The organism is Bradyrhizobium sp. MI1.4 (assembly GCF_055811315.1).
Map to the genome: position 1 here is coordinate 1 of NZ_JBVVPP010000017.1, position 23,005 is coordinate 23,005.

At 64.9% G+C, this 23,005-nt stretch carries 21 protein-coding genes; 1 reads left to right on the forward strand and 20 read right to left on the reverse strand.

What is annotated here, in order from left to right; translation table 11 throughout:
- Positions 1-7 precede the first annotated feature (7 nt).
- A complete protein-coding gene (locus tag AC0L23_RS20155; protein WP_473357369.1) occupies positions 8-895 on the forward strand; it encodes a LysR family transcriptional regulator in 888 nt (295 codons plus the stop codon).
- A gap of 7 nt (positions 896-902) precedes the next feature.
- Here AC0L23_RS20155 and AC0L23_RS20160 read toward each other — a convergent pair whose 3' ends face one another.
- From AC0L23_RS20160 to ytfQ, 20 genes are all read right to left on the reverse strand, one after another.
- Positions 903-1,838, reverse strand: coding sequence for a carbohydrate kinase family protein (locus AC0L23_RS20160; protein ID WP_473357352.1), 936 nt, complete (start codon positions 1,836-1,838; stop codon positions 903-905).
- A gap of 5 nt (positions 1,839-1,843) precedes the next feature.
- The gene (locus AC0L23_RS20165; protein WP_247393845.1) at positions 1,844-3,490 is read right to left on the reverse strand and encodes an FGGY-family carbohydrate kinase; all 1,647 of its coding nucleotides are present in this window, start codon (positions 3,488-3,490) and stop codon (positions 1,844-1,846) included.
- Positions 3,491-3,528: 38 nt separating this feature from the next.
- Positions 3,529-4,302, reverse strand: a complete 774-nt coding sequence (locus tag AC0L23_RS20170) for an SDR family NAD(P)-dependent oxidoreductase (RefSeq protein WP_018458634.1) — start codon at positions 4,300-4,302, stop codon at positions 3,529-3,531.
- A 30-nt stretch (positions 4,303-4,332) separates the two neighbouring features.
- Positions 4,333-5,340: an ABC transporter ATP-binding protein gene (locus AC0L23_RS20175; protein ID WP_247404421.1), complete on the reverse strand. Its 1,008-nt coding sequence runs from the start codon at positions 5,338-5,340 to the stop codon at positions 4,333-4,335.
- Between the two features lie 16 nt (positions 5,341-5,356).
- The gene (locus tag AC0L23_RS20180; RefSeq protein ID WP_085352347.1) at positions 5,357-6,187 is read right to left on the reverse strand and encodes a carbohydrate ABC transporter permease; all 831 of its coding nucleotides are present in this window, start codon (positions 6,185-6,187) and stop codon (positions 5,357-5,359) included.
- Positions 6,188-6,190: 3 nt separating this feature from the next.
- Positions 6,191-7,063: a carbohydrate ABC transporter permease gene (locus AC0L23_RS20185; protein WP_085385945.1), complete on the reverse strand. Its 873-nt coding sequence runs from the start codon at positions 7,061-7,063 to the stop codon at positions 6,191-6,193.
- A 90-nt stretch (positions 7,064-7,153) separates the two neighbouring features.
- Positions 7,154-8,407 carry an ABC transporter substrate-binding protein gene (locus AC0L23_RS20190; protein WP_018458630.1) on the reverse strand — a complete coding sequence of 418 codons (1,254 nt, stop codon included), beginning with the start codon at positions 8,405-8,407 and terminating at the stop codon, positions 7,154-7,156.
- Positions 8,408-8,837: 430 nt separating this feature from the next.
- Positions 8,838-9,788, reverse strand: coding sequence for a sugar-binding transcriptional regulator (locus AC0L23_RS20195; protein WP_085362417.1), 951 nt, complete (start codon positions 9,786-9,788; stop codon positions 8,838-8,840).
- Positions 9,789-9,796: 8 nt separating this feature from the next.
- Positions 9,797-10,456, reverse strand: a complete 660-nt coding sequence (locus AC0L23_RS20200; protein WP_204510749.1) for an HAD family hydrolase — start codon at positions 10,454-10,456, stop codon at positions 9,797-9,799.
- 70 nt (positions 10,457-10,526) lie between these two features.
- Positions 10,527-11,717 carry a multiple monosaccharide ABC transporter permease gene (gene mmsB / locus AC0L23_RS20205; protein WP_007608442.1) on the reverse strand — a complete coding sequence of 397 codons (1,191 nt, stop codon included), beginning with the start codon at positions 11,715-11,717 and terminating at the stop codon, positions 10,527-10,529.
- A complete protein-coding gene (gene mmsA / locus AC0L23_RS20210; RefSeq protein WP_085395495.1) occupies positions 11,714-13,291 on the reverse strand; it encodes a multiple monosaccharide ABC transporter ATP-binding protein in 1,578 nt (525 codons plus the stop codon). The genes mmsB and mmsA overlap by 4 nt, the downstream gene beginning before the upstream one ends.
- 185 nt (positions 13,292-13,476) lie before the next feature.
- Positions 13,477-14,550, reverse strand: coding sequence for a multiple monosaccharide ABC transporter substrate-binding protein (gene chvE, locus AC0L23_RS20215; RefSeq protein ID WP_007593237.1), 1,074 nt, complete (start codon positions 14,548-14,550; stop codon positions 13,477-13,479).
- A gap of 70 nt (positions 14,551-14,620) precedes the next feature.
- Positions 14,621-15,499, reverse strand: coding sequence for an SMP-30/gluconolactonase/LRE family protein (locus tag AC0L23_RS20220; RefSeq protein ID WP_473357353.1), 879 nt, complete (start codon positions 15,497-15,499; stop codon positions 14,621-14,623).
- Positions 15,499-16,575, reverse strand: a complete 1,077-nt coding sequence (locus AC0L23_RS20225; RefSeq protein ID WP_473357354.1) for an aldose epimerase family protein — start codon at positions 16,573-16,575, stop codon at positions 15,499-15,501. The genes AC0L23_RS20220 and AC0L23_RS20225 overlap by 1 nt, the downstream gene beginning before the upstream one ends.
- Before the next feature lie 2 nt (positions 16,576-16,577).
- Positions 16,578-17,504 carry a Gfo/Idh/MocA family protein gene (locus tag AC0L23_RS20230; RefSeq protein WP_018458622.1) on the reverse strand — a complete coding sequence of 309 codons (927 nt, stop codon included), beginning with the start codon at positions 17,502-17,504 and terminating at the stop codon, positions 16,578-16,580.
- Positions 17,501-18,280 (reverse strand): FadR/GntR family transcriptional regulator, encoded by a 780-nt coding sequence (locus AC0L23_RS20235; protein ID WP_085362413.1) that lies wholly within the window; start codon positions 18,278-18,280, stop codon positions 17,501-17,503. The genes AC0L23_RS20230 and AC0L23_RS20235 overlap by 4 nt, the downstream gene beginning before the upstream one ends.
- The gene (yjfF, locus tag AC0L23_RS20240; protein WP_247393855.1) at positions 18,277-19,257 is read right to left on the reverse strand and encodes a galactofuranose ABC transporter, permease protein YjfF; all 981 of its coding nucleotides are present in this window, start codon (positions 19,255-19,257) and stop codon (positions 18,277-18,279) included. Before yjfF ends, AC0L23_RS20235 begins: the two co-directional genes overlap by 4 nt.
- Entirely contained in the window at positions 19,254-20,246 is a 993-nt protein-coding gene (locus tag AC0L23_RS20245; RefSeq protein WP_473357355.1) for an ABC transporter permease, read from the reverse strand. Before AC0L23_RS20245 ends, yjfF begins: the two co-directional genes overlap by 4 nt.
- A complete protein-coding gene (locus AC0L23_RS20250; protein WP_473357356.1) occupies positions 20,243-21,787 on the reverse strand; it encodes a sugar ABC transporter ATP-binding protein in 1,545 nt (514 codons plus the stop codon). Before AC0L23_RS20250 ends, AC0L23_RS20245 begins: the two co-directional genes overlap by 4 nt.
- 119 nt (positions 21,788-21,906) lie before the next feature.
- On the reverse strand, positions 21,907-22,872 hold the full coding sequence (gene ytfQ / locus AC0L23_RS20255; RefSeq protein ID WP_018458617.1) for a galactofuranose ABC transporter, galactofuranose-binding protein YtfQ: 966 nt from the start codon (positions 22,870-22,872) through the stop codon (positions 21,907-21,909).
- Positions 22,873-23,005: the final 133 nt, after the last annotated feature.

Here is a 23,005-nt window from a genome sequence, read left to right on the forward strand (position 1 = left end):
ATCCCAATTGTACTCGCCCCGCCCCCGTTTTTTGGGGGGGGGGGGGGGGCCGGCCGGGGGGGGGGGGGGGGCGGGGGGGGGGGGGCGGCCCCCCCCGCCGCTCTCGGTCCAAATCCGCAAGCTGGAGGCCGAGGTCGGCGCGCCGCTGTTCCGCCGCGGCACGCGCGGCATGGATTTGACCGAAGCGGGCCAGGCGCTGCTGGCGCGCGCCGGCGAGGCGCTGGCGCTGGCGGCCGACGGCATCGAGGCCGCGCGCGCGGTCGCGGCCGGCAGCCGTGGTCGGCTGTCCGTCGGCTACATGTTCGTACTGGCGAACGCGATGCTGCCGCGTCTCATCCCCGAGTTGCGGCGATCCGTTCCCGGCGTCGATCTCGATTTCGCCGAGCTCAGTGCCACGACGCGCGAGCCGCGTCTGCTCGACCGCAGCGTCACGGTCGCGCTGTGCATGCCGGCGATCCACCATCCCGAGATCCAGGTGGCCCGAATCGGCGCGCAGCCGTTCGTGCTGGCGGTGCGAAACCGTTCGCCGCTTGCGCGCCTGAGCGCGGTGTCAATGACACGACTACAAGGCCGTCCGCTGATCGCGTTGCCGCCGCCGGAGCGGGACCCCTCCTCCTCCGCGGTCGCGGCCCTGCTGCGGCGGCATCAGATCGTGATGCCGATTGCGAGCCGGGTAGAGACAGTGCATTCGGCGATGAACCTGGTTCTCGCCGGTGAAGGCCTCGCCATCCTGCCCGCCTGCGCCCAGCTCGCGGCGCCGCGCGGCATCGTGTTCCGGCCGTTGCGGGATGCGACCGATTCCATCGACATCGCGGTCTGCTGGCGGCGGGATTCTCACAGCCCGCTGATCCGGACCTTCCTCAAATGCGCCGAGAAGGTCGTGGCACCGCTGTGACGCGACGCTACAAGCTCCAGATAATCTCGTGACTCCACGGCGGATCGGCACCGGGACGGGTGCAGGTGAGACCGGCGCAATTGGCAGCAAAGGATAGTGCACCGCGAAGCTCGTCCGCGCCGATATCCTTCAGTTGCTGTCGGGCGAGGCGTCCCTGCTTGTGCAGGGCGAACAACAACGCCGCCTGAAAACTGTCACCCGCGCCGATGGTGTCGGCGACCACGACCTTGGGGGCGGCGACCTCGATCTGCCCTGCCCCCGCATGCCACGCGATCGCACCGTTGTCGCCACGGGTGATGACGACGAGGCTCGCGCCGCGTGCAAGCAGCGTGCTCGCACGCTGGTGATACGGCTCGTCGGCGAACAGATAGGTAAAATCGACGTCTGACATCTTGATGAGATCGGCACAGCCGGCAAACTCGGCCATGCGGGCGAGATAAGCCGGCTTGTCCTTCACGAGGTTGGGCCGGCAATTCGGATCAAAGGAGATTGTCGAGGACGCTCGTGCGTCCGCGATCAGGGCCATGGTCTCGGTCGCGCCCTGGTCGTTGACCAGCGTGGTCGAGCCGACATGGAGAACTTCGACCGTATCGAAGGGAATAGAGCCGCGCCGGTAGGTCCAATTCCGCGTCGCGGTCTCGGCGTCATAGAAGGCATAATGCGACTCTCCCGCGATGATACGAACAAAGGCGAGCGTGGTCTGCTGATCGCTGCGGGTGGCGAGACCGAGCTCGACATTGGATGCAGCGGCGTGGTCGGTAATCATGCGCCCGAACATGTCCGTCGAGATCCCGCCGACAAAGCCGGTCGGCGCGCCGAGCCGCGCCATGCCGATTGCGACGTTGAGGCAGGAGCCGCCGACCGCCGGCATCACCGCTTCGCGCCTGTCGGTATTTCGCGTCGGGACAAAATCGATCAGCGCGTCGCCGCAGGAAATCAACATCCGTTTCAACCTCCGGCCATTCCACGCATCGCCGCGCGGCTGCCGCGATCGACCTCGCGCAGCAACTTGTAGACCTCGCGCTTGCGGGCGTGAAAGGCGGCAATGTCGGGCGTAGTGGGCTCGCTCTTCCGTCCCAGCGCCGACATCTTGGCCATGGTTTCGCCGATCGAGGCATAGGCGCCGCCGGCGACTGCGCCGAGCATCGCGGCGCCGAGCAGCACGGGCTCCCTGGTCTGCGGCAGCGCCACGGTGAGGCCAGTCGTATCCGCCATGATCTGCCGCACCAGCGGACTGCGGCTGGCGCCGCCGCCCATGATCATGATGCTGGAATGGACGCCATGCGCGGCAAAGGCCTCGATCACCTCGGCAAGCCCATAGGCGAGCCCGCACAGACCGGCGACGAACAGCCGTTCCATCGAGGCGATGTCGGTGTCGAGATCGAGGCCCGCGATCACCGCGCGCGTGTCAGGGTCGGCATAGGGCGAGCGGTTGCCGATGAACTCAGGAAGCACATGGACGTTGCGGGCCAGCAGCACGGCGCGGCTGGCGCCGCCTGCGCGCGCGATGATGCGGCGCTCGAGAAACTCGATGAGGTCGAGGCCCTCGCTGCGCGCCGCCACACTCGCCTCGGCGTGGCCGGGATGCGACTTGAGAAGATGGTCGATCGCAGCGCCCGCAGCCGACTGCCCGCCCTCGTTGAGCCAGAAATTTGGTACCATGCCCGAATAGTAAGGACCCCACACGCCCGGTACGAAGCACGGTTCTTTCGTCGTCGCCATGATGCAGGCCGACGTTCCCATGATGTAGGCGAGGCGGTCGCAGACATCTGTCGCGCCCTCCGATTCATCGCGGCCGCCGATGGCGCCGATGCCGCCGGCATGGGCATCAATCAGGGACGCTCCGACCGGCGTGCCCGGTGACAAGCCGAGATCGGCAGCTGCCGTACCGGTTAGACCGGCGCCGAGCCGCGTGCCAGGCGCGACGATCTCGGTGCCGATGCGGGCGTATTTCTCGTTGACGAAGTCCGACAGGCCGATGCGCTTGAAGAATGGCGCGCTCCAGCCACCGCCGTCATGCGCGAGGTAGTTCCATTTGCAAGTGACCGTGCAGGTCGAGCGTTGCAGCGAGCCGGTGGCGCGCCAAGTCAGGTAATCCGCCAGATCGAAGAAGTGCCCTGCGGCGTCGAAGCTCGTGCGCATGTGCCGCTTCAGCCACAGCAGTTTCGGCATCTCCATCTCGGGCGAGATCGAGCCGCCGACATAGCGCAGCACGGCATCACCGGTTTCGTTGATCAGCCGCGCCTCGGCCGTGGCGCGGTGATCCATCCAGACGATGACGTTGCGCTGCCGGTCGCCGGACGCGCTGATGGTGAGCGGCTCGCCTTGCCGGTCGAGCACCACGAGGGAGCAGGTGGCGTCGAAACCGATACCGCCGACGCTGTCGGGCGCGATTGCAGCTTCCGCCATCGCGGCCCGCACCGACGCCGTGCAAGCGTCCCAGATATCCTGGGACGACTGTTCGACGATGTCACCGGCCTCGGGCCATATCCTGATCGGATGCCGTGCGATAGCCAGCAAGGTGCCCGCCTCGTCGAACACCCCTGCCCGCGTGCTTGTGGTCCCTACATCGACGCCGATATACGCTCGCGGCATTGTCGCCCCCGGAAGCTCTCGTCAGTTTTGACGCAAGCCTACCAGCAAGTGTAGCCGCCATCCACCAGCACGATGCTGCCGGTCATCAGGCTCGCGGCCTCGGACGAGAGAAAGAGCACCACGGAGGCGATCTCCTCGACCTGCCCCATCCGCGCCATCGGGGTTCCACCGATCCAGGCGTCGTACATTCTCGGATTGCTCTTCACGAAGGCGTTGAGCGGCGTCTCGATATAGGTCGGCGCCACCGCATTGACGCGGATGCCGCGCGCCCCCCATTCTGCGGCGAGCGATTTCGTCAGATGGTGCACGCCGGCTTTGGACGCATTGTAGAAGCACTGCTCCTGCGGCTTGTTGACGATGAAGCCGGACATCGAGCCGACATTGACGATGGCGCCGCTCTTCGCCTTGAGCATGTGCTTGCCGAATTCGCGGCAGCACCAGAAGGTGCCGTTGAGATTGACGTCGATCACATTGAGCCAGTGCTCGTCGGTCACGGTCTCTGCCGGCGTCTCGCTGCGGGCGATGCCGGCGTTGTTGACGAGGATGTCCACCTTGCCGTGCCGGGCAACGACGTCGTTGGCCACTTCCGCCACGCGCTTGGTATCGGTGACGTCCATGATCGCCGTCTCGGCGTCATACCCCTTCGCCTTCAGGCTGGCTTTTGCACTGTCGGCGACCTTACTGTCGCGATCGCCGATGACGACCCTGGCGCCGGCTTCAGCCAGCGCTTCGGCGCAGGCGAAGCCGATGCCTTGCCCGCCGCCGGTGATGAACGCGGTCTTGCCGTTCAGCTTGAATTTTTCCAGGTACATGTTGCTTTTCCCGATTCTTGCCGTTTCTTGTCAGCCCCGGATGGCGTTGCCGCTTGCGTCGAAGCGATGGATGCGCGCTGGCTCCGGCACCAGCGATACATGGTCGCCGGCGTGCAGGCTCAACTCACCGATGTAGCGCGCCGTCAGCATGCCGAGCGGGCCGGCATCGACATAAAGGAAGGTGTCGCTGCCGAGATGCTCGGCCACCGCGATCGTTCCCTGCCAGCCGCCGGCACCGTCGCGCTCGATCTTGAGATGCTCAGGCCGTACGCCGATCGTTGCTGCGGCCTTCTGCAAGGCGTGCTCGCCGGTCACGAAGTTCATCTTGGGCGAGCCGATGAAGCCGGCGACGAAGAGGTTGGCCGGCTTCTCGTAGAGCTCCAGCGGCGAGCCGTATTGCTCGATCTTGCCGCCGTTGAGCACCACGATCTTGTCGGCCATGGTCATGGCCTCGACCTGGTCGTGGGTGACATAGATCGCGGTGGTGCCGAGCTGCTTCTGGAGCCGCGTCACCTCGATCCGCATCTGCACGCGCAGCGCCGCGTCGAGGTTGGAGAGCGGCTCGTCGAACAAAAACGCCTTGGGCTCGCGGACGATGGCACGCCCGATCGCGACGCGCTGGCGCTGGCCGCCGGAGAGCTCGCGCGGCTTGCGATCGAGATAGGGCGTGAGGTTCAGCGTTGCGGCGGCGGCCTCGACCTTACGGTTGATCTCGTCCTTGGCCAGCCCCGCCATCTTCAGGCCGAAGCCGATGTTGCCGCGCACGCTCATATGCGGATAGAGCGCATAGGACTGGAACACCATCGAGAGCCCGCGCTTGGCCGGCGGCGTGTCGACCACGTTCTTGCCGTCGATCAGGATCTTGCCGCCGGAGACGTCCTCTAGCCCCGCGATCAGCCGCAAGAGCGTGGTCTTGCCGCAGCCCGACGGCCCCACGAACACCACGAACGACCCATCGGCGATCTCCAGGTCCGCGCCCTTGATGATGTGCACGGGGCCGAAGGATTTCTGCACGTCCTGAAGTGTGATCTGACCCATGATCCGGCAGCCCTTCCTACTTTACCGCGCCAAAGGTGAGCCCGCGCACGAGCTGCTTCTGGCTGAACCAACCGAGGACGAGAATGGGCGCGATCGCCAACGTGGAAGCCGCCGACAGCTTTGCCCAGAACAGCCCTTCCGGGCTCGAATAGGACGCGATGAACGTGGTGAGCGGCGCAGCGTTCGAGGTCGACAGATTGAGCGTCCAGAACGCCTCGTTCCAGGCCAGGATCAGGTTCAGCAGCATGGTCGATGCGAGCCCCGGGATCGCCATCGGCGTCAGCACGTAGATCAGCTCGCGGCCGATGGTGGCGCCGTCCATGCGCGCGGCTTCCAGGATGTCGCGCGGAATCTCCTTGAAATATGTGAACAGCATCCAGATCACGATCGGCAAGTTTCCGAGACACAGGATGAAGACGAGGCCGATGCGGGAATCGAGCAGGCCGAATGACTTGTAGATCAGGTAGATCGGCACCAGCACGCCGACCGGCGGCATCATCTTGGTCGAGAGCATCCAGAGCAGGATGTCCTTGGTGCGCTTGGTCGGCGAGAACGCCATCGACCAGGCCGCGGGGATCGCGATCAAAAGCGCGATCAAGGTCGAGCCGCCGGCGATGATGATCGAGTTCATCGCGTGGAGGACATAATCGCTGCGCTCCTGCACCGTCGCGTAGTTTTCCGCGGTCCAGTGGAAGAACAGGAAGGACGGCGGGATCGCGAAAGCCTCGAGCTCGGTCTTGAAGCTCGCCAATACCATCCAGAGGATCGGGAAGAAGATCAGGAAGCCGAAGAACCACGCCCCGATGGTCGAGACCACCACCCGCTGCCTCGTCGCCGTACGCGCCATGTCTTATGCCTCCAGGTTGCGACCGACGATACGGACGAGGAAAAAGGCAACAACGTTGGCGATCACGACAGCGACGAGGCCGCCTGCCGAGGCAGTACCGACATCGTACTGGATCAGTGCCTGCGAATAGATCAGGAAGGCGATGTTGGTGGTCGAGAGTCCCGGGCCGCCGCCCGTGGTGACGTAGATCTCGGCAAAGACGGTGAGCAGGAAGATCGTCTCGATCAGGATCACCACCGTGACGGGGCGCGCGAGGTGCGGCAGCGTGATGTAGATGAAGGTCGAGACCGCGCTGGCACCGTCCATTTCAGCGGCTTCCTTCTGCTCCTCGTCGAGCGACTGCATCGCGGTGAGCAAAATCAGGGTCGCGAACGGCAGCCATTGCCAGGACACGATCAGGATCACGGCGAGCAGCGGCGCGTCGGTAAACCAGTCAATCGGCGTCAACCCGAACAGCGAGGCGATCCAGGCAAACAGCCCGGACACAGGATGCATCAGCAGGTTCTTCCAGACCAGCGCGCTCACCGTCGGCATCACGAAGAACGGCGCGATCACCATCAACCGCACGATGTTGAGGCCGATCACCGGCTGGTCGAGCAATAGCGCCAGCGGAACTCCGAGCAGGACGGTCAGCGCCAGCACCGAGCCGACCAGCACCAGCGTGTTCTGGAGCGAGGCGAGGAACGCGGGGTCGGTGAGGAAGTAGCGGAAGTTTTCCAGCCCGACGAACGCTTCCGAGCCGGGATCGAGTAAGCTGTAATGCAGCGTCGAGAAATAGATCGTCAACGCGAGCGGGACGATCATCCAGATGAACAGCAGCCCGACGGCCGGCGTCAGGAGCGTCCGTGCGAGAAGCTGCGTCTGCCGGGTTGCCATTCTTGGCTTCTCCGCTTGCGGGAAGAAGGCGGCCATCCACCTGGAGCGGTGGATGGCCGCAAGTCTGAGCTCAGGAGGGAGAGCTCGAGCTCACTTGATGTAACCCGCGCGCTTCATCTCGCGCTCGGTTGAAGATTGCGCCGCGGTGAGCGCGGCATCGACCGTCATCGATCCCGCAAGCGCGGCCGAGAATTGCTGGCCCACCTGCGTACCGATGCCCTGGAATTCGGGGATGGCCGCATATTGCACGCCGACGTAGGGCACCGGCTTCACCGTCGGCTTGTTCGGATCGGCGGCATCGATCGAGGCCAGCGTCAGCTTGGCGAACGGGGCGACCTTCAGATAATCAGGGTTTTGGTAGAGCGAGGTTCGGGTGCCCGGCGGCACGTTCGCCCAGCCCTCCTTCGCAGCCACGACCTTGGTGTAATCCTTGCTGGTGGCCCAAGCGATGAACTTCTCGGCGGCTTCGGCCTTCTTCGAGCCGGCGGGAATTGCGAGGCTCCAGGCCCACAGCCAGTTGGCGTTCTTGCCGAGCCCGGTGTTGGGCGCCAGCGCGAAGCCGACCTTGTCGGCGACCTTGGAGTCCTTCGGGTTGGTGACGAACGACGCCGCGACGGTGGCATCGATCCACATTGCGCACTTGCCGGCATTGAACAGCGCGAGGTTCTCGTTGAAGCCGTTCGAGCTCGCACCGGGAGGGCCGGCCTGCTTCATCAGGTCGACATAGGTCGTGAGCGTCGCCTTCCATTCCGGCGTGTTGAACTGCGGCTGCCACTTCTCGTCGAACCAGCGCGCGCCGTAGGAATTGGCCATGGCGGAGAGGAACGCCATGTTCTCGCCCCAGCCGGCCTTGCCGCGCAGGCAGATGCCGTAGACGCCGGCGCTCTTGTCGGTGAGCTTCTTGGCGGCGTCGACGACGAAATCCCAGGTGGGGCTTTCCGGCATCTTGAGGCCGGCCTTGTCGAACAGGTCGGTGCGGTACATCACCATCGAGCTCTCGCCGTAGAATGGCGCGGCGTAGAGCTTGCCGTCGACCGAGACCGCATCCTTGATCTTGGGCAGGAGGTCGGCGACGTCGTAGTCGGCGCCGAGATTGGCGAGCGGCACCAGCCAACCCTTCTTGGCCCAGATCGGCACCTCGTAAGTGCCGATGGTGAGGACGTCGAACTGGCCGCCCTTGGTGGCGATGTCGGTGGTGACGCGCTGGCGCAGCACGTTCTCTTCCAGCGTCACCCATTTGACGCTGATATCGGGGTTCTTCTTGGTGAATTCACCCGTCAGCCCCTGCATGCGGATCATGTCGCCGTTGTTCACGGTGGCAATCGTCAGGGTCGTTTCGGCCATCGCGGGGACAGCCAGCAGGACAGACGCGCCACAGACGGCGCCGAGGACGTGTTTCACGGTGACCTCCCTAAGCTCGCGCTTTTGAGCATATGCCCACGCGTTGGGCGTATGTTCGGCTGAGGGCGGGCCGTTGTCAAGCAGGCGCGCGGACGTTTCGGCAACTTATGAGTGCTGCGATGCGGGGGAGCTCGTGCGTCGCCCTCCCCGTCATGCCCCGCGAAGGGGCATCCAGTACTCCGTGCCGTCTGTCGGTTTGCCTCAAGCGGCGCTGCGGCGTCCTGGATCGTCCGCCTGCCGCCTTCGCTAAACCTTCGGCGCCCCCAGACCTCAACCCCGGCGAAGCCTTGGCGTAGCCGGGTCGCGGACGACGACAGCGGCGTGGGTGGCGAAATCCCTGCCTCGCGCCCCGCGCGGGAAACGACGAACCGCCTCAGCGCTCCAGAATCGCCCTTGCGGTCGCCTCGTCCGTAATCAGAGCGTTGATCAGCCGCCCATTCAGCGCCGCCGCGATCGCCGGCACCTTGGCTGCGCCGACGGCGGCGCCGATCGTCGTGGTCTTCGCCGGGACCTCCGGCGGAATGCTGGTCAACCGTTTGTTGGTGCCGGCCTTCAGCAGGCGGCCCTTGGAATCATAGGCCCAGCCCGTGATCTCGCCGATCGCCCCTTGCCGCATCATCTCGAACAATTCGTCGCGGGTGACGAAGCCGTCGACATGGACCTGCGCCTTCTGGTCCATCTGGCCGATGCCGACGAGGCGCAAATCCGCCTTCTCCGCGACCGCCTTCACCTTCGCGATCGGCTCGATCCGGACCATCTTGTTGCGCTCGTCCTCGGACGACATCAGGAACGGTAGCGGCATCGGGTAATGCCGTGCGCCGGTGCGATCGGCGAGCCGGCCGACGGTATCGTAGAAGCTCGCAGAACCGTCGGCGGAGATGTTGCCGACGAGCGAGACGATCTGGTGATTGGGCCGGTCGATCGGCGTGACGCGCTCGACCGCGGCGCGCACGGCGCGTCCCGTCCCGAGCGCGACGATGACGGGCGTTTCCGAACGCAGGGTGGAATCGAGCAGGTTGGCGCAGCGTTCGGCAATGCCCGCTGTGGCCTGCGGCGCGGCGGGATCAGCCGGCACCACCTCGCAATGGGCAAGGTCGAAACGTTCCTTCAACCGCGCCGCCAGCTCCATGCACGCGGCGATGGGATGTTCGAGCCGGAAGGTGATGAGCCGCTCGGCGAGACATAGCGACACCAGCCGCTGCGCCGACGCGCGCGACACCTGGAGCATCTTCGCGATCTCGTCCTGGGTGTGACCGGCAATGAAATAGAGCCAGCCGGCACGCGCAGCGTCGTCGAGCCTGGACTTTTCGTTCTCGGCGGCCATGGCAGGCGTCAGGCGTCCTTCCAGAAATCGATCATGCGCGCGAAGACCCGGTCGGCCCCCGCACCCGACAGTATAGCCTGCCCGTCGCGTCCGCGATAATGGCTGCCGCCGGCAAATCCCCAGACCGTCATGCCGGCCGCCTTGCCCGCCTGCACGCCGCTCGGACTATCCTCGATCACCAGCGTGCGCGCAGGTTGCGCGCCCATCTGCTCGGCCGCGTACAGAAAGAGATCGGGCGCCGGCTTGCCGTGCCTGACCATCTGCGCGGTGTAGATCCGGTCGCCGAAATGCGCCCGCAGGCCGGTGACGTCAAGGGAGAGCGCGACACGGTCGATGTCGCTGGAGGAAGCCACGCAGAATGGTGCCCGCAGGCCCGACAAGATCATATCGACATCAGAAACCGGATGAAGCGCCTTTTCGAACGCCATCAACACGCGCGACTTCAGCCGGGACGGAAAATCGACCGGCATTGCGTGGCCGAGCTCGCGATAATGCCGAGTAATTGCGCTCGTGCTTCGTCCAAGGAACAGCTCCAGCGCTTGTGCAAGTGTCAGCGATATCCCGGATTCGGACAGCTCGTCCGACAGGCATTGACAGCTCAACAGCTCGCTGTCGACGAGCACACCGTCGCAATCGAAGATAATGAGATCGAACTGACCAGGATCCATTCGGCCATTCGATCATATGCTCACCTGTTGAGCAATAGCTCACTGAAGCCGATCGTAGTCGGCGGCAGCCTCATCTCCGCTGATTATAAACGTCGATGCACACCGCCCCGAGCAGGACCAGGCCCTTGATGACCTGCTGATAGTCGATGCCGATGCCGAGGATGGACATGCCGTTGTTCATCACGCCCATGATCATGGCGCCGACCACGGCGCCACCGACGCGGCCGACACCGCCATAGGCCGAGGCGCCGCCGATGAAGCAGGCCGCGATGACGTCGAGCTCGAAGCCGAGGCCCGCCTTCGGCGTTGCTGTGTTGAGGCGCGCGGCGAAGACGAGGCCGGCGAGCGCAGCGAGCACGCCCATGTTGACGAAGGTGAGGAAGGTCAACCGTTCCGTCTTGATGCCCGACAGGCTTGCCGCTTTCGCATTGCCGCCAACCGCGTAGACCTGCCGACCGATGACGGTGCGGCGGGTGACGAAACCGTACAGCGCGATCAGCGCGGTCATGATGACCAGCACGTTCGGCAGACCGCGATGCGAGGCGATCAGATAGGTGAAATAGAGCACAGCGCAAGCCAGGAGAATGCTCTTGCCGAGGAAGAACGCGTAAGGCTCGACCTCGATGCCGTGCAGCTGCTCGCGCGAGCGCCCCTTGGCGCTGGCGTAGACGAGGCCGAGCGCGAGCACCGCACCGACCAGCATCGACGTCGGATGCAGCGTGCCGGCCTCGGGCAGCATCTCCGGAATGAAGCCGGAGGACAGCTTCTGGAAGGTGGCCGGGAACGGTCCTAGTGACTGGCCTTGCAATACCGCAAGCGCGAGGCCCTTGAACACCAGCATGCCGGCCAGCGTCACGATGAAGGACGGTATCTTGAAATAGGCCACCCAATAGCCCTGCGCGGCGCCGATCGCCGCGCCCAGCAGCAGGCAGGCGATAAAGGCGAGCGTGTAGTCTACCTTGTAGGTCACCATGAGCACGGCAGCCACCGCGCCGACGAAGCCCGCGACCGAGCCGACCGAGAGGTCGATATGGCCGGTGACGATGACGAGCAGCATGCCGAGCGCCATGATGACGATGTAGCTGTTCTGGAGCACCAGATTGGTCAGGTTGAGCGGCTGCAGCAGCGTGCCGCCAGTCATGACCTGGAAGAACAGCATGATCGCGATCAGCGACATCAGCATGCCGTAATTGCGCAGATTGTTCTTGATGAAGCTGCCGTGCCGGCCCTCCTCGGGCAGCGAAACCGTCTTGTCGGTCATGGCTGCGATCCTCCCATCTCCGCACCCGCAAGGGCGCTGCTTCCATAATTTCTGTCGTTGCGCATGATGGCGCGCATGATCTTTTCCTGCGTCGCATCACGTCCCTTGAACTCGCCGACGAAGGCGCCGTCGTTCATGACACAGATGCGGTCGCAGATGCCGAGTAGCTCGGGCATCTCCGAGGAGATCACCACCACGCCACGGCCGGCTTCTGCAAGCTCGTTGATGATACAGTAGATCTCGTATTTGGCACCGACGTCGATGCCCCGGGTCGGCTCGTCCAGGATCAAGACCTTGGGGTCGGTCATCAGCCATTTCGACAGCACGACCTTTTGCTGGTTGCCGCCGGAGAGCTGGCTGGTCTCCTGATAGACGTCGGAGCAGCGGATGCGCATCCGGTTGCGGTAGTCGCTGGCGACCTTCAGCTCGGCAATGTCGTCGATGACGCGGCGAGGAGCGACCTGGTCGAGGCTTGCGAGCGTGATGTTCTTGCGGACGTCGTCGGCGAGGATCAGCCCTAGCTGCTTGCGGTCCTCCGTGACATAGGCAAGGCCGGCGTCGATCGCGGCCGCCACGTTGGGCAGCACGATCTCATGACCCTCGAGCCGGATGCGACCGCTGATCGTGGTGCCCCACGACCGGCCAAACAGGCTCATGGCGAATTCGGTGCGGCCGGCGCCCATCAATCCGGCAATGCCGACGACTTCGCCGCGCTTCACGCTGAAATCGACGTTCTTGATCACCTGCCGCTCGGGATGGATGGGATGGTAGACCGACCAGCTCTCGACGGTGAGAACGGGCTCGCCGATCTTTGCGCTGCGCTCCGGAAAGCGGTGGGCGAGATCGCGGTTGACCATGCTGCGGATGATGCGGTCTTCCTGGATCGGCTCGGCGTGGCAATCGATGCTGTCGACGGTGCGGCCGTCGCGCAGCACCGTGATGTGGTCGGCGACCTTGGCGACCTCGTTCAGCTTGTGCGAGATCAGGATCGAGCCGATGCCCTGCGCGCGGAACGCCATCAGCCGCTCCAGCAGTGCGGCGCTGTCGGCCTCGTTGAGGCTCGCGGTCGGCTCGTCCAGGATCAGCATCCGCACCCGCTTGGACAGCGCCTTGGCGATCTCGACCAGCTGTTGCTTGCCGACGCCGAGATCGGTGATCAGCGTATCCGGCGATTCCTTGAGGCCGACCTGCGCGAGCAGGTCGCGCGTGCGCCGATACACCTCGTCGCGGTCGATGACGCCAAGCTTTGACGGCGGATGCGATAGGAAGATGTTTTCGGCAATCGACATCAGCGGGATCAGCGCGAGCTCTTGATGAATGATGATGATGCCGAGCGCCTCGGAATCGTTGATGTCGCGGAAGCGGCGCTCCTCGCCATCGAAGATGATGGTGCCCTCGTAGCTGCCGGCCGGGTAGACGCCGCTCAGGACCTTCATCAGCGTGGACTTGCCGGCACCGTTCTCGCCGACGAGGGCGTGGATCTGCCCGGCTTCAACCGAGAAGTTGACATCACGCAGCGCCTGCACACCGGAAAAGCTCTTGCTGACGTTACGCATCTCCAGCATTGCGGTCATGATTTCACGTCCCTCAATCAGTGTTAGATCACCTCTCCCCGCTCGCGGCGAGAGGTCGGATCGCATCGTTCGATGCGATCCGGTGAGGGGGAGTCTCCGCGAGACGCACTGCTTCCTTCCTCGCGGAGGCTTCCCCTCACCCTAACCCTCTCCCCGCAAGCGGGGAGAGGGAAAAGAAAAGAAGCCTACTGGAACTGCGACTTCTTGTAGTAGCCGCTGTCGACCAGGACCTTCTCCCAATTGTCCTTGTAGACCACGACCGGCTTGAGCAGATAGGACGGCACGGTCTTGGCGCCGTTCTCGTAGGTCTTGGTGTCGTTCACGGTGACCTGCTTGCCGGCAAGCGCAGCGTCGACCATGTCGGCGGTCACCTTGGCGAGATCGCGGGTGTCCTTGAAGATGGTCGAATACTGGTCGCCGCGCAGCATCGCCTTGATCGAGGGCACCTCGGCATCCTGGCCCGAGATGATAGGCATCGGCTGGCCGGCGCTGCCATAACCGACGCCCTTCAGTGAGGAGATGATGCCGATCGACAGGCCGTCATACGGCGACAGCACCGCGTTGACCTTCTTGTTGCCGTAGTAGGCACTGAGCAGATTGTCCATGCGGGCCTGCGCGGTGGCGCCGTCCCAGCGCAACGTCGCGACTTTATCCATGCCCATCTGACCGGAGACGACGACGAGCTTGCCGCTGTCGATGTACGGCTTCAGCACGCTCATCGCGCCGTTGTAGAAGAAGTAAGCGTTGTTGTCGTCGGGCGAGCCGCCGAACAGCTCGATGTTGAACGGGCCCTTGCCGTCCTTAAGACCGAGGCCCTGCACGATCGATTCGGCCTGGAGCACGCCAACCTGGAAATTGTCGAAGGTGGCGTAATAGTCGACGTTCGGCGTGCCGCGGATCAGGCGGTCATAGGCGATCACGGTGATGCCTTTTGCTTTCGCCTGCTTGAGCACGTCGGAGAGCGTGGTGCCGTCGATCGCGGCGATCACCAGCGCTTTCGCGCCTTTGGTCACCATGTTCTCGACCTGCGAGAGCTGGTTCGGAATGTCGTCCTCGGCATATTGCAGGTCGGTGTTGTAGCCGCGCTCCTTCAGCACCTTCACCATATTGTTGCCATCGTCGATCCAGCGCGCCGACGATTTAGTCGGCATGGCGATGCCGACTGTTGCTTTGTCCTGGGCCGAGGCGGTGACGCCCGCGGCCATCGTCGCAGCGCCGGCCAGCGCCAGCGCGAGGAAGGTCGTCTTCAGTTTCAACATGTTTCACTCCCTTGGATGTCAGACTGTTTTTTCGTGTCGTCGAGAAATTTGGTGTGCGGCTTCTAGCCTCCTATGCGAGCTTGACGTCAGGCTCCGCGCGACCGCGCGCGGTGGCCTCCAACAGGAAGGTGTAGCCGGCTTGCGGATCGGCGGCACGCGCCGCCGCATCCATGTCCTGCCAGGCCGAGGTGACGAGGAGACGCGACAGACCAGGACCGACAAAAGCGGGGCAGCTCGCCTGCTTTGCCGGCACGCTCAGCGAACGCAGGCGTTCGCCTTGCGGAGAGTAGACGTCGATGCGGCTCGCGCCCCAGCACGCGTTCCAAATCTGCCCGTCGGCATCGCACACCGAACCGTCGAGGCCGCCAACGCCGGTGTGGCGCAGCAGCACCTCCGGCTCGCCGCGCGGCAGGCCGGTGACGGGATTGAGCGGCACCGCGTAGAGCACCGCGCGCGCCGTGTCGGCGAAGTAGCCCGTGGCGCCATCGGGCGAGAAGCAGATCGAGTTGGGAATGCTGATGCGCGGAAACAGCATCGATATCTCGCCGTGATGGAACGCGTAGATCGCGCCTGCCCCTGCTTCCGCCTTCCGACCCATAGTGCCGATCCAGAACGTGCCGGAGGGATGCACGCGGGCATCGTTGGAGCGGGTCGCGGGATTGTCGGCTTCAAGCGGACAGAGCAGCCTCATCGCGCCGTCGGCAATTTTGCGGATATAGAGGCCGTCTTCCGCGACGATCAACTGCCTTTCGGCATCGATCCGCCCAAGCGCGCTCGCCATCCGGCCCAGCGCATGAACGCGAATGCTGCCGCTGTCGAGCTGCGCCTCGAACAGTCGCCCCTCCCGGATATCGAACCACCAGGCGGTGTCCGTGGTCACGTCATAGGTCGGCCCCTCGCCGAGATGGCAAGGATCGTCCGAAAGAACCGAGGTCGGCACCTGTTCCATCAGGACGCCCTCACCGCAAAGCGATAGACCGTATGATGGCGATAGACCTCGCCGGGCGCTAGGCGCGGGCTCGGGAAATCCGGCCGGTTCGGTGCGTCCGGCCAGATATGCGGCTCCAGGCACATCGCGTCCGACTGCCGGTAGAGCTTGCCGCCCTTGCCCGAAATCGTGCCGTCGAGATAATTGCCCGAATAGACCTGCAGACCGGGCTGATCGGTGAACAGCTCCATGATGCGCCCCGAGCGCGGCGCCTCCAGTCGCGCCGCGAGACTGAGCTTACCGTCGCGCGCGAGACAGTAGGTATGGTCGTAGCCCCTGCCGTTGCGCAATTGCTGGTCGCTCTCGCGGATGCGCTCGCCGATCGGCCGAGGCTCCCGGAAATCGAACGGCGTGCCGGCAACGCTGCGCGGCGGCTCCGGCAACGGAATGGCCGTGGGGTCGATCGCGAGGAAATGCCCGGCCGCGACCGTCAGCTTGTGATCGAGAATGGGCGTGCCTGATGTCGCGCCCTCCAGATTGAAGAAGCTGTGGTTGGTCAGGTTGACGATGGTCGGCCGGTCGGTCCGCGCCTCCATGATCAGGGATAGCTCAGCCGGGCCGGTAACACGATAGGTCAGGCGCACATCGAGCCGACCGGGATAGTTTTCCTCGCCATGCGAGCTCGTGTAGGTCAGCGTGACCGCGGGCTCGGCGCCATCGTCGACCTCCGCAATGTCCCAGAGCTTGCGGTCGAAGCCGTCGAGGCCGCCATGCAGCGCATTCGGACCGTTGTTGACGGGAAGCTGCACCGTCTCGCCGTCCAGCGAAAATTGTCCGTTGGCGATGCGATTGGCGTAGCGGCCGACGGTGGCGCCGAAGAACTTTCGTTCGGCGAGATAGCCGGCAAACCCATCATGGCCGAGCACGACGTCGTCGTGGCCGCCCTTGCCGTCCGGCGCGATCAAGGCCTGCAAGACTGCACCATGGGTGATGATGCGCGCCTCGAACCCGCCCTCGCCGCGCAGCACGATGCGGTCCACCTTGCGGCCGTCCGGCAGCGTTCCGAACACGTCTCTTTCTGTTTTCGATCCAGCCATGATCAACCCACAAACGGTTCGACGATCGTGCGCCTGCCGAGCAGGAAGGCGTCCGCGACGAGACGAAGCGGCGCCAAATCGACGTCGCTCGCGCCTGTCGCGGCGAGCGCGACGAAGTGCCGGTAAAGCTCCCGATATTCCTCATCGGGCGCCTCGGCAACGGTCTTGCCGTCGATCGCCATGATCCGCCCGCCGCGTGATAGCGTCATCCGGCCCTGGTCGGTTTCGACGAGGATATCCCAGCTCTGCGGCCCGGTCTGGCGGAAGTCGAACTCGGCGGTCACAGGTAGGCCGTCGATGTCGGTCAGCGTCAGCTTCGCGGCGATCGGCGCCTGGCAATTGGCGGGGAAGGCGAGCTCGGCCGCGTTGACGAACACGGGCTTCGGCAGGATCCTGGTCAGGATCGACAGCGCATTGATGCCGGGATCGAACACCCCGAGCCCGCCCGGCTCCCAGATCCATGCCTGCCCGGGATGCCAGACGCGGACGTCCTCTTTCCAGTTGACGTGCACGGAACGGATGCGGCGCGCGGCGAGCCACTCGCGCGCAGGCTCGACTGCCGGCGCATGGCGCGAATGCCAGGTCGCAAACAGCGTTCGCTTGGTCTCACCCGCCATCGCGATCAGCGGATCGAGCTCGGCAACGCCGGCGCCGGGCGGCTTCTCCAGCATGACGTGCTTGCCGGCCCTCAGCGCTGCGACCGCCTGGGCGCGGCGCACTTGAGGCGGCGTGCAGAGCGACACCGCGTCGATCGGCGGACCTTTTTCCAGCAGCTCCTCGATGGTCGCGAAATGCGGCAGATCCGGCAACGAGGCATTGCGGCTGGCGACGGCGGCCAGCGTCGCGCCGGGAACCGCTGCAATGGCGCCGACATGCTGGTCCCGCGCGATCTTGCCGAAGCCGACGATGGCGATGCGAAGTTCAGTCACGATGTTTCTCCAGCTTCCGCGGACGGCAGCGCTTCGGCCGGTACAGTCTCGATCACTGTACCCTCGTGGCGGCGCATGCCGTTGTGAATGACGTAGACCATCGCCTCCGCCGCAGTCGTGGCATCACCGGCGGCGATGGCATCGACGATCTTCTGATGCCAGAGCAGAACGGTGTCGCGGTCCTCCGGTTCGACCGGTGCGCTGAGCAGGAATGAGGCGCGCAACGCAGCCTCGATGACGTGCCCGATCGAGCGCATGAACAGATTTCCGGAGGCGCGCGCGACGGCGACGTGGAGCGCGAGGTCGGCATCGGCGAAGCCAACGGAGTCGGAGGCTTCAAGTCGCATCCGCTCCATGCAGCGCCGGAGCTCGGACAGATCCTGCTCCGACCGCTGCGCCGCCGCCAGCATCGCCGCGCGCGGCTCGACCGCAAGGCGGATCTCGGCGAGGTCGTTGAGGAAACGCTTGTCGATCCCGGCGTCCAGGTGCCAGGCCAGCACGTCGGCGTCGAACATGTTCCAGGCGACGCGTTCGCGCACGACAGTGCCGACGCGGGCCTTGGTGGTGAGCAGACCCTTGGCGACCAGCGTCTTCACGCTCTCCCGCAATACCGGCCGCGACACCCCGAACATCGCAATCATTTCGGCATCGCCAGGCAGGCGCGTTCCCTCCGCGTAGCGGCCGGCAATGATGTCAACGCCGATCGAACGGGCCACCTCCGCGTGATTGGAGTGCGCCCGGCGCGTCGGGATGACGAGGATGCGCGAGGTGGTCATGAGACTGCTCCCGCGCGCTTTGCCACAGGCCGGCGCGCGAGCGCGACCAATCCTTGTTGCAAGGCGATGAAGGCGAACAGCAGCACGCCGGTCGCGATCTTGGTCCACCAGCTCGACAGTGTCCCGTCGAAATTGATGTAGGTCTGAATCATGCCCTGGATCAGCACGCCGAGGAAGGTGCCGATCACCGAGCCCTGACCGCCCGTGAGCAGCGTGCCGCCGATCACGACGGCCGCGATGCTGTCAAGCTCGACGCCGACGGCGGACAGCGAATAGCCGGCGCTGGTGTAAAAGGAGAAGACGATGCCGGCGATGCCGGCGAGCAGGCTCGACAGCATGTAGATCTTCACCGTCATCTTGCCGACGGCGACGCCCATCAGGCTAGCGGTCGCCCGGCTGCCGCCGAGCGCATAGACATTGGCGCCGAACCGGGTGAGCTGCAGCAGCAATGCGCCGCCGATCACGATCGCAAGCATGATGATCGCGACCGCCGTCAGCCGCCCGCCGCCGGGTAGTCGCAGTGCGAAGTCCGACACGGTGGAATAGACCGGTGCTGTGATCGGCACCGATTCCGTCGAGAGCAGGAAGCTGGCACCCCGGGCCAAGAACATGCCGGCGAGCGTCACGATGAAAGGCGGCAAATCGAAGACGTGGATCACCGCGCCCATCGCCGCTCCGAAGGCGGCCGAGAGCGCGAGAATGGCGACGAAGGCGACCAGGGGCGGCATTCCCCAGCGCTCGATCGCCAGCGCGACGAACACCGTGGTGAAGCCGATCACCGAGCCGACCGAGAGATCGATGCCGCCGGAAATGATGACGAAGGTCATGCCGGTCGCGACGATGCCGAGGAAGGCGTTGTCGGTGAGGAGATTGCCGACCACGCGGGTGGAGGCGATGTTGGGAAACTGCATCGCGCAGAGCGCGAATCCGGCGACGAGCACGATCGCCGTGATGAGGACGGGCGGCAGGCCTTTCATGCCTTGGTCCTCCGCAGCCGCGCCACGGCGCCGGCAAAGCCGGACAGCTTCGGCGATTGCAGCAGCAGCACGGCGAGCACCACCACCGCCTTGACCAGCAAATTGAACTCCGGCGGATAGCCCGACAGCAGAATGCCCGTGTTCATGGTCTGGATGATCAGCGCGCCGAGTACGGCCAGCACGAGACTGAAGCGGCCGCCGAACAGGGAGGTGCCGCCGATCACCACCGCGAGGATGGCATCAAGCTCAAGCCAGAGGCCGGCATTGTTGGCATCCGCGCCCATAATGTCGGCCGCCGCGATGACGCCGGCAAGCGCAGCGCAAACGCCGCACCAGACATAGACCGCCAAAATCATCGCGCGCGTGCCGACGCCGGCGAGCTCGCTTGCCCGCGCATTGCCGCCAGTGGCCTCGATCAGCAGTCCGAGTGCCGAGCCGCGCACCACCGCGCCGGTGAGGATCAGCATGCCCAGCGCAATCGCGACCGGCACCGGCAGGCCGAGGATAGAGCCATTGCCGAGCCAGACCAGATCGGGCGAGGAGAAGGTCACGATGCGGCCTTCGGTAATGAGCTGGGCGATGCCGCGCCCCGCCACCATCAGGATCAAGGTCGCCACGATCGGCTGCATGCCGAGCACCGCAACGAGAAATCCGTTCCACAATCCGCAGATCAGGCCCGCGCCGAGCGCAGCCGCCAGCACCACGACCAGACTGTGGTTGTCGGCGAGGCTCGCCGCGATCGCGCCCGAGATCGCCATCACAGCGCCAACTGACAGATCGATGCCGCGCGTCGCGATCACCAGGACCATGCCGAGCGAGAGCAGCGCCACCGGCGTGCCGCGGTTGAGCACGTCGATCAGGCTGCCGAACAGCCGGCCGTCCTGGAGGCGCAGATCGAAGAATTGCGGCGACACCACGCGATCGACCGCCAGGATGACGATCAACGCGAGGATCTGGGCAAGGCCGCGGCGCGGCAACAGCGCGGTCATGCCCAGCCCTCATGCGCTGTCGCGGCGCCGTCGGCCGCAATGGCCGCGAGAATGTTGCCGACATCGATCGCCTCGCCGGCGAGCTCTTCGACATGCGCGCGTTCGCGCAGCACCACGACCCGGTCCGAATAGGTCACGATCTCGTCGAGCTCGGAGGAGATCACGAGCAGCGCGAGCCCGTCGTCGCAGAGCTCGCGTATCAGGCGGATGATCTCGGCATGCGCACCGACATCGATGCCGCGGGTCGGCTCGTCCAGCACGAGCAGCCGCGGCGAAGTCGCAAGCCACCGTGCCAACAGGACCTTCTGCTGATTGCCGCCGGAGAGCAGGCAGACGGGACGCTCCGGATCGGGCGGACGGATGTCGAGCATCTTGACGTAACGGCTTGCGATCTCGTCCTGCTCGCGTCGCGACAGCGGCCGATGCAAACCGCGCTTAGCCTGGAGCGCGAGCACGATGTTCTCGCGGACGGTGAGCTCGGCGACGATGCCGTCGGTCTTGCGCTCCTCAGGGCAATAGCCAAAGCCGTGACGCACCCCGTCGCGCGGCGACTGAAGCCGGACAGGCGCGCCTTCCACCCTCGCCTGTCCGCGATCGGCGCGCTCGGCGCCGAACACCAGCCGCGCCGTCTCGGTCCGGCCCGAGCCGAGCAGGCCGGCGAGACCGACGACCTCGCCATGGCGCAGCTCGAGATTGAACGGCGCGACATAGCCTGATTTGCCATAGTTCTCGAAGCTCGCGCAGACTTCGCGGGCCTGATGCTCGCGCGTCGCGGTCCGCGCGCTGGTGGTCTCGGCCAGTTCGCGGCCGAGCATCATCCGGATCAGCTCGAGCCGCGACAGCGACGCGGTCTCGCGCTCGCCGACCAGGCGACCATTTCGCAAAACCGTGATGCGATCGGAGATCTCGTAGACCTGGTCGAGGAAATGGCTGACGAAGACGATGCCAATGCCGCGCTTGGCAAGCTGACGCATGATGCGAAAGAGGATCTCGACCTCATGGCGGTCGAGGCTCGCGGTCGGCTCGTCCAGGATCAGCACGCGCGCGGAGAGATCGACGGCGCGCGCGATCGCGGTGACATGCTGGATCGCCACCGAGTAATTGCCAAGCGGCGCTGATACGTCGATGTCGAGACCGAAATCCGCGAGCAGCGACTTCGCGCGCCGTCGCATCTCGCCCTCGCGCACGACGCCGAAGCGCGTCGGCTGCCGGTCCAGGAACAGGTTCTGCGCCACCGAGAGATTCGGCAGCAAATTGACTTCCTGGTAGACCGTCGCAATGCCGGCCTGAACCGCCGCCTTGGCCGAGCGCGGCGCGACCTCTTCGCCGCCCAGTCTGACGATGCCGGCATCGCGCGGAAATACGCCCGTGACGACCTTGATCAGCGTGGACTTGCCCGCGCCGTTCTCACCAAGCAGCGCATGGATCTCGCCGGCGCGAAGCGTGAAGTCGACCTCCTGCAACGCACGCACGGCGCCAAAGCTCTTGCTGATCCCACGCACCTCCAGCAGGGAAGCAGCGGAATCCTGGCTGTTCTCCATGACATTCACTCCCAAGGGCGCCCGCTGACAATGCGGACACGGAGCCTGTTCGTTCGCGCAGCGGTTTCGAGCGGGATCGCCGGACTGCCGAAGCACGGCCGTCCGGCGACACTCTCGCCTCAGTAACCGAGGCCCTTCTTGCTGTCGTAGATCTTCTGCGGATCATCGGTGGCGGTGTAGAGCTTGGATTCCGTCTGGATCCATTTCGGCGGAACGGTACCCTTGTCCTTGAAGGCCGCGATGGCATCGAGAGCGGGGCCTGCCATGTTCGGCGTCAGCTCGACCGTGGCATTGGCTTCGCCGGCGACCATCGCCTTGAAGATGTCGGGGACTGCATCGATCGAGACGGTGAGAATCTCCTTGCCCGGCTTGAGCCCGGCTTCCTTCATCGCCTGGATCGCGCCGACCATCATGTCGTCGTTGTGCGCATAGACCGCGCAGATCGACTTGCCGCCACCTTCGGCCTTGATGAAGCTTTCCATCACTTCCTTGCCCTTGGCGCGGGTGAAGTCGCCGGTCTGGCTGCGCACCACTTTCAGGTTCGCATGCTTGGCGATAGCGGTGTCAAACCCCTTCTTGCGGTTGGCGGCGACGCTCGCGCCGACCGTGCCCTGCAATTCGACGATGTTGCAGGCCTTGGCGCCGACGGTCTTCGCCAGCCAGTCACCCGCGACCTCGCCTTCGTGAACGCTGTCGGAGGTCACGGCGGTGAGATAGAGCTCCTTGCCGGAGGGATCGATGTCGCGGTCGAGCAGCACGACCGGGATCTTGGCCTCCTTGGCTTCCTTCAGCACCGAGTCCCAGCCGGTTGAGACGACGGGCGCGAGGAAGATCGCATCGACATTCTGCGCGATGAAGGAGCGGATCGCCTTGATCTGGTTCTCCTGCTTCTGCTGCGCGTCGGCGATCTTGAGATTGACCTTGCGCTTGGTGGCCTCCTGCTTGGAGACCGAGGTCTCGGCCGCGCGCCAGCCGGATTCCGATCCGATCTGCGAGAAGCCAATGGTGAGCTCGGCGGCATTCGCCGGCAGCGCGAGCAGCAACGCGGCCGTCGCGCTGGCCGCAAAGAGGGCTTTGACGATCATCAGGCGTGTCTCCCAAAATGTTATCCGGGGGCGCCGATTGGTAGCATCGCACCCACAGGCCGACCTTTGAGGTGGCGGGAGGGACTATTTCACGGAAGTTTGGTTCCGACTAGTCATATTATTTGACTATTGA

Excerpts from the sequence above, each read along its gene's own strand:
- AC0L23_RS20225 (WP_473357354.1), bottom strand. The coding sequence starts at position 16,575 with ATGGCTGGATCGAAAACAGAAAGAGACGTGTTCGGAACGCTGCCGGAC.
- AC0L23_RS20190 (WP_018458630.1), bottom strand. The coding sequence starts at position 8,407 with ATGGCCGAAACGACCCTGACGATTGCCACCGTGAACAACGGCGACATG.
- AC0L23_RS20245 (WP_473357355.1), bottom strand. The coding sequence starts at position 20,246 with ATGACCGCGCTGTTGCCGCGCCGCGGCCTTGCCCAGATCCTCGCGTTG.
- AC0L23_RS20200 (WP_204510749.1), bottom strand. The coding sequence starts at position 10,456 with ATGGATCCTGGTCAGTTCGATCTCATTATCTTCGATTGCGACGGTGTG.
- mmsA (WP_085395495.1), bottom strand. The coding sequence starts at position 13,291 with ATGACCGCAATGCTGGAGATGCGTAACGTCAGCAAGAGCTTTTCCGGT.
- AC0L23_RS20235 (WP_085362413.1), bottom strand. The coding sequence starts at position 18,280 with ATGACCACCTCGCGCATCCTCGTCATCCCGACGCGCCGGGCGCACTCC.
- AC0L23_RS20180 (WP_085352347.1), bottom strand. The coding sequence starts at position 6,187 with ATGGCGCGTACGGCGACGAGGCAGCGGGTGGTGGTCTCGACCATCGGG.
- chvE (WP_007593237.1), bottom strand. The coding sequence starts at position 14,550 with ATGTTGAAACTGAAGACGACCTTCCTCGCGCTGGCGCTGGCCGGCGCT.
- ytfQ (WP_018458617.1), bottom strand. The coding sequence starts at position 22,872 with ATGATCGTCAAAGCCCTCTTTGCGGCCAGCGCGACGGCCGCGTTGCTG.
- AC0L23_RS20185 (WP_085385945.1), bottom strand. The coding sequence starts at position 7,063 with ATGGCAACCCGGCAGACGCAGCTTCTCGCACGGACGCTCCTGACGCCG.
- AC0L23_RS20175 (WP_247404421.1), bottom strand. The coding sequence starts at position 5,340 with ATGGGTCAGATCACACTTCAGGACGTGCAGAAATCCTTCGGCCCCGTG.
- yjfF (WP_247393855.1), bottom strand. The coding sequence starts at position 19,257 with ATGAAAGGCCTGCCGCCCGTCCTCATCACGGCGATCGTGCTCGTCGCC.
- AC0L23_RS20170 (WP_018458634.1), bottom strand. The coding sequence starts at position 4,302 with ATGTACCTGGAAAAATTCAAGCTGAACGGCAAGACCGCGTTCATCACC.
- mmsB (WP_007608442.1), bottom strand. The coding sequence starts at position 11,717 with ATGACCGACAAGACGGTTTCGCTGCCCGAGGAGGGCCGGCACGGCAGC.
- AC0L23_RS20250 (WP_473357356.1), bottom strand. The coding sequence starts at position 21,787 with ATGGAGAACAGCCAGGATTCCGCTGCTTCCCTGCTGGAGGTGCGTGGG.
- AC0L23_RS20160 (WP_473357352.1), bottom strand. The coding sequence starts at position 1,838 with ATGTTGATTTCCTGCGGCGACGCGCTGATCGATTTTGTCCCGACGCGA.
- AC0L23_RS20165 (WP_247393845.1), bottom strand. The coding sequence starts at position 3,490 with ATGCCGCGAGCGTATATCGGCGTCGATGTAGGGACCACAAGCACGCGG.
- AC0L23_RS20220 (WP_473357353.1), bottom strand. The coding sequence starts at position 15,499 with ATGGAACAGGTGCCGACCTCGGTTCTTTCGGACGATCCTTGCCATCTC.
- AC0L23_RS20195 (WP_085362417.1), bottom strand. The coding sequence starts at position 9,788 with ATGGCCGCCGAGAACGAAAAGTCCAGGCTCGACGACGCTGCGCGTGCC.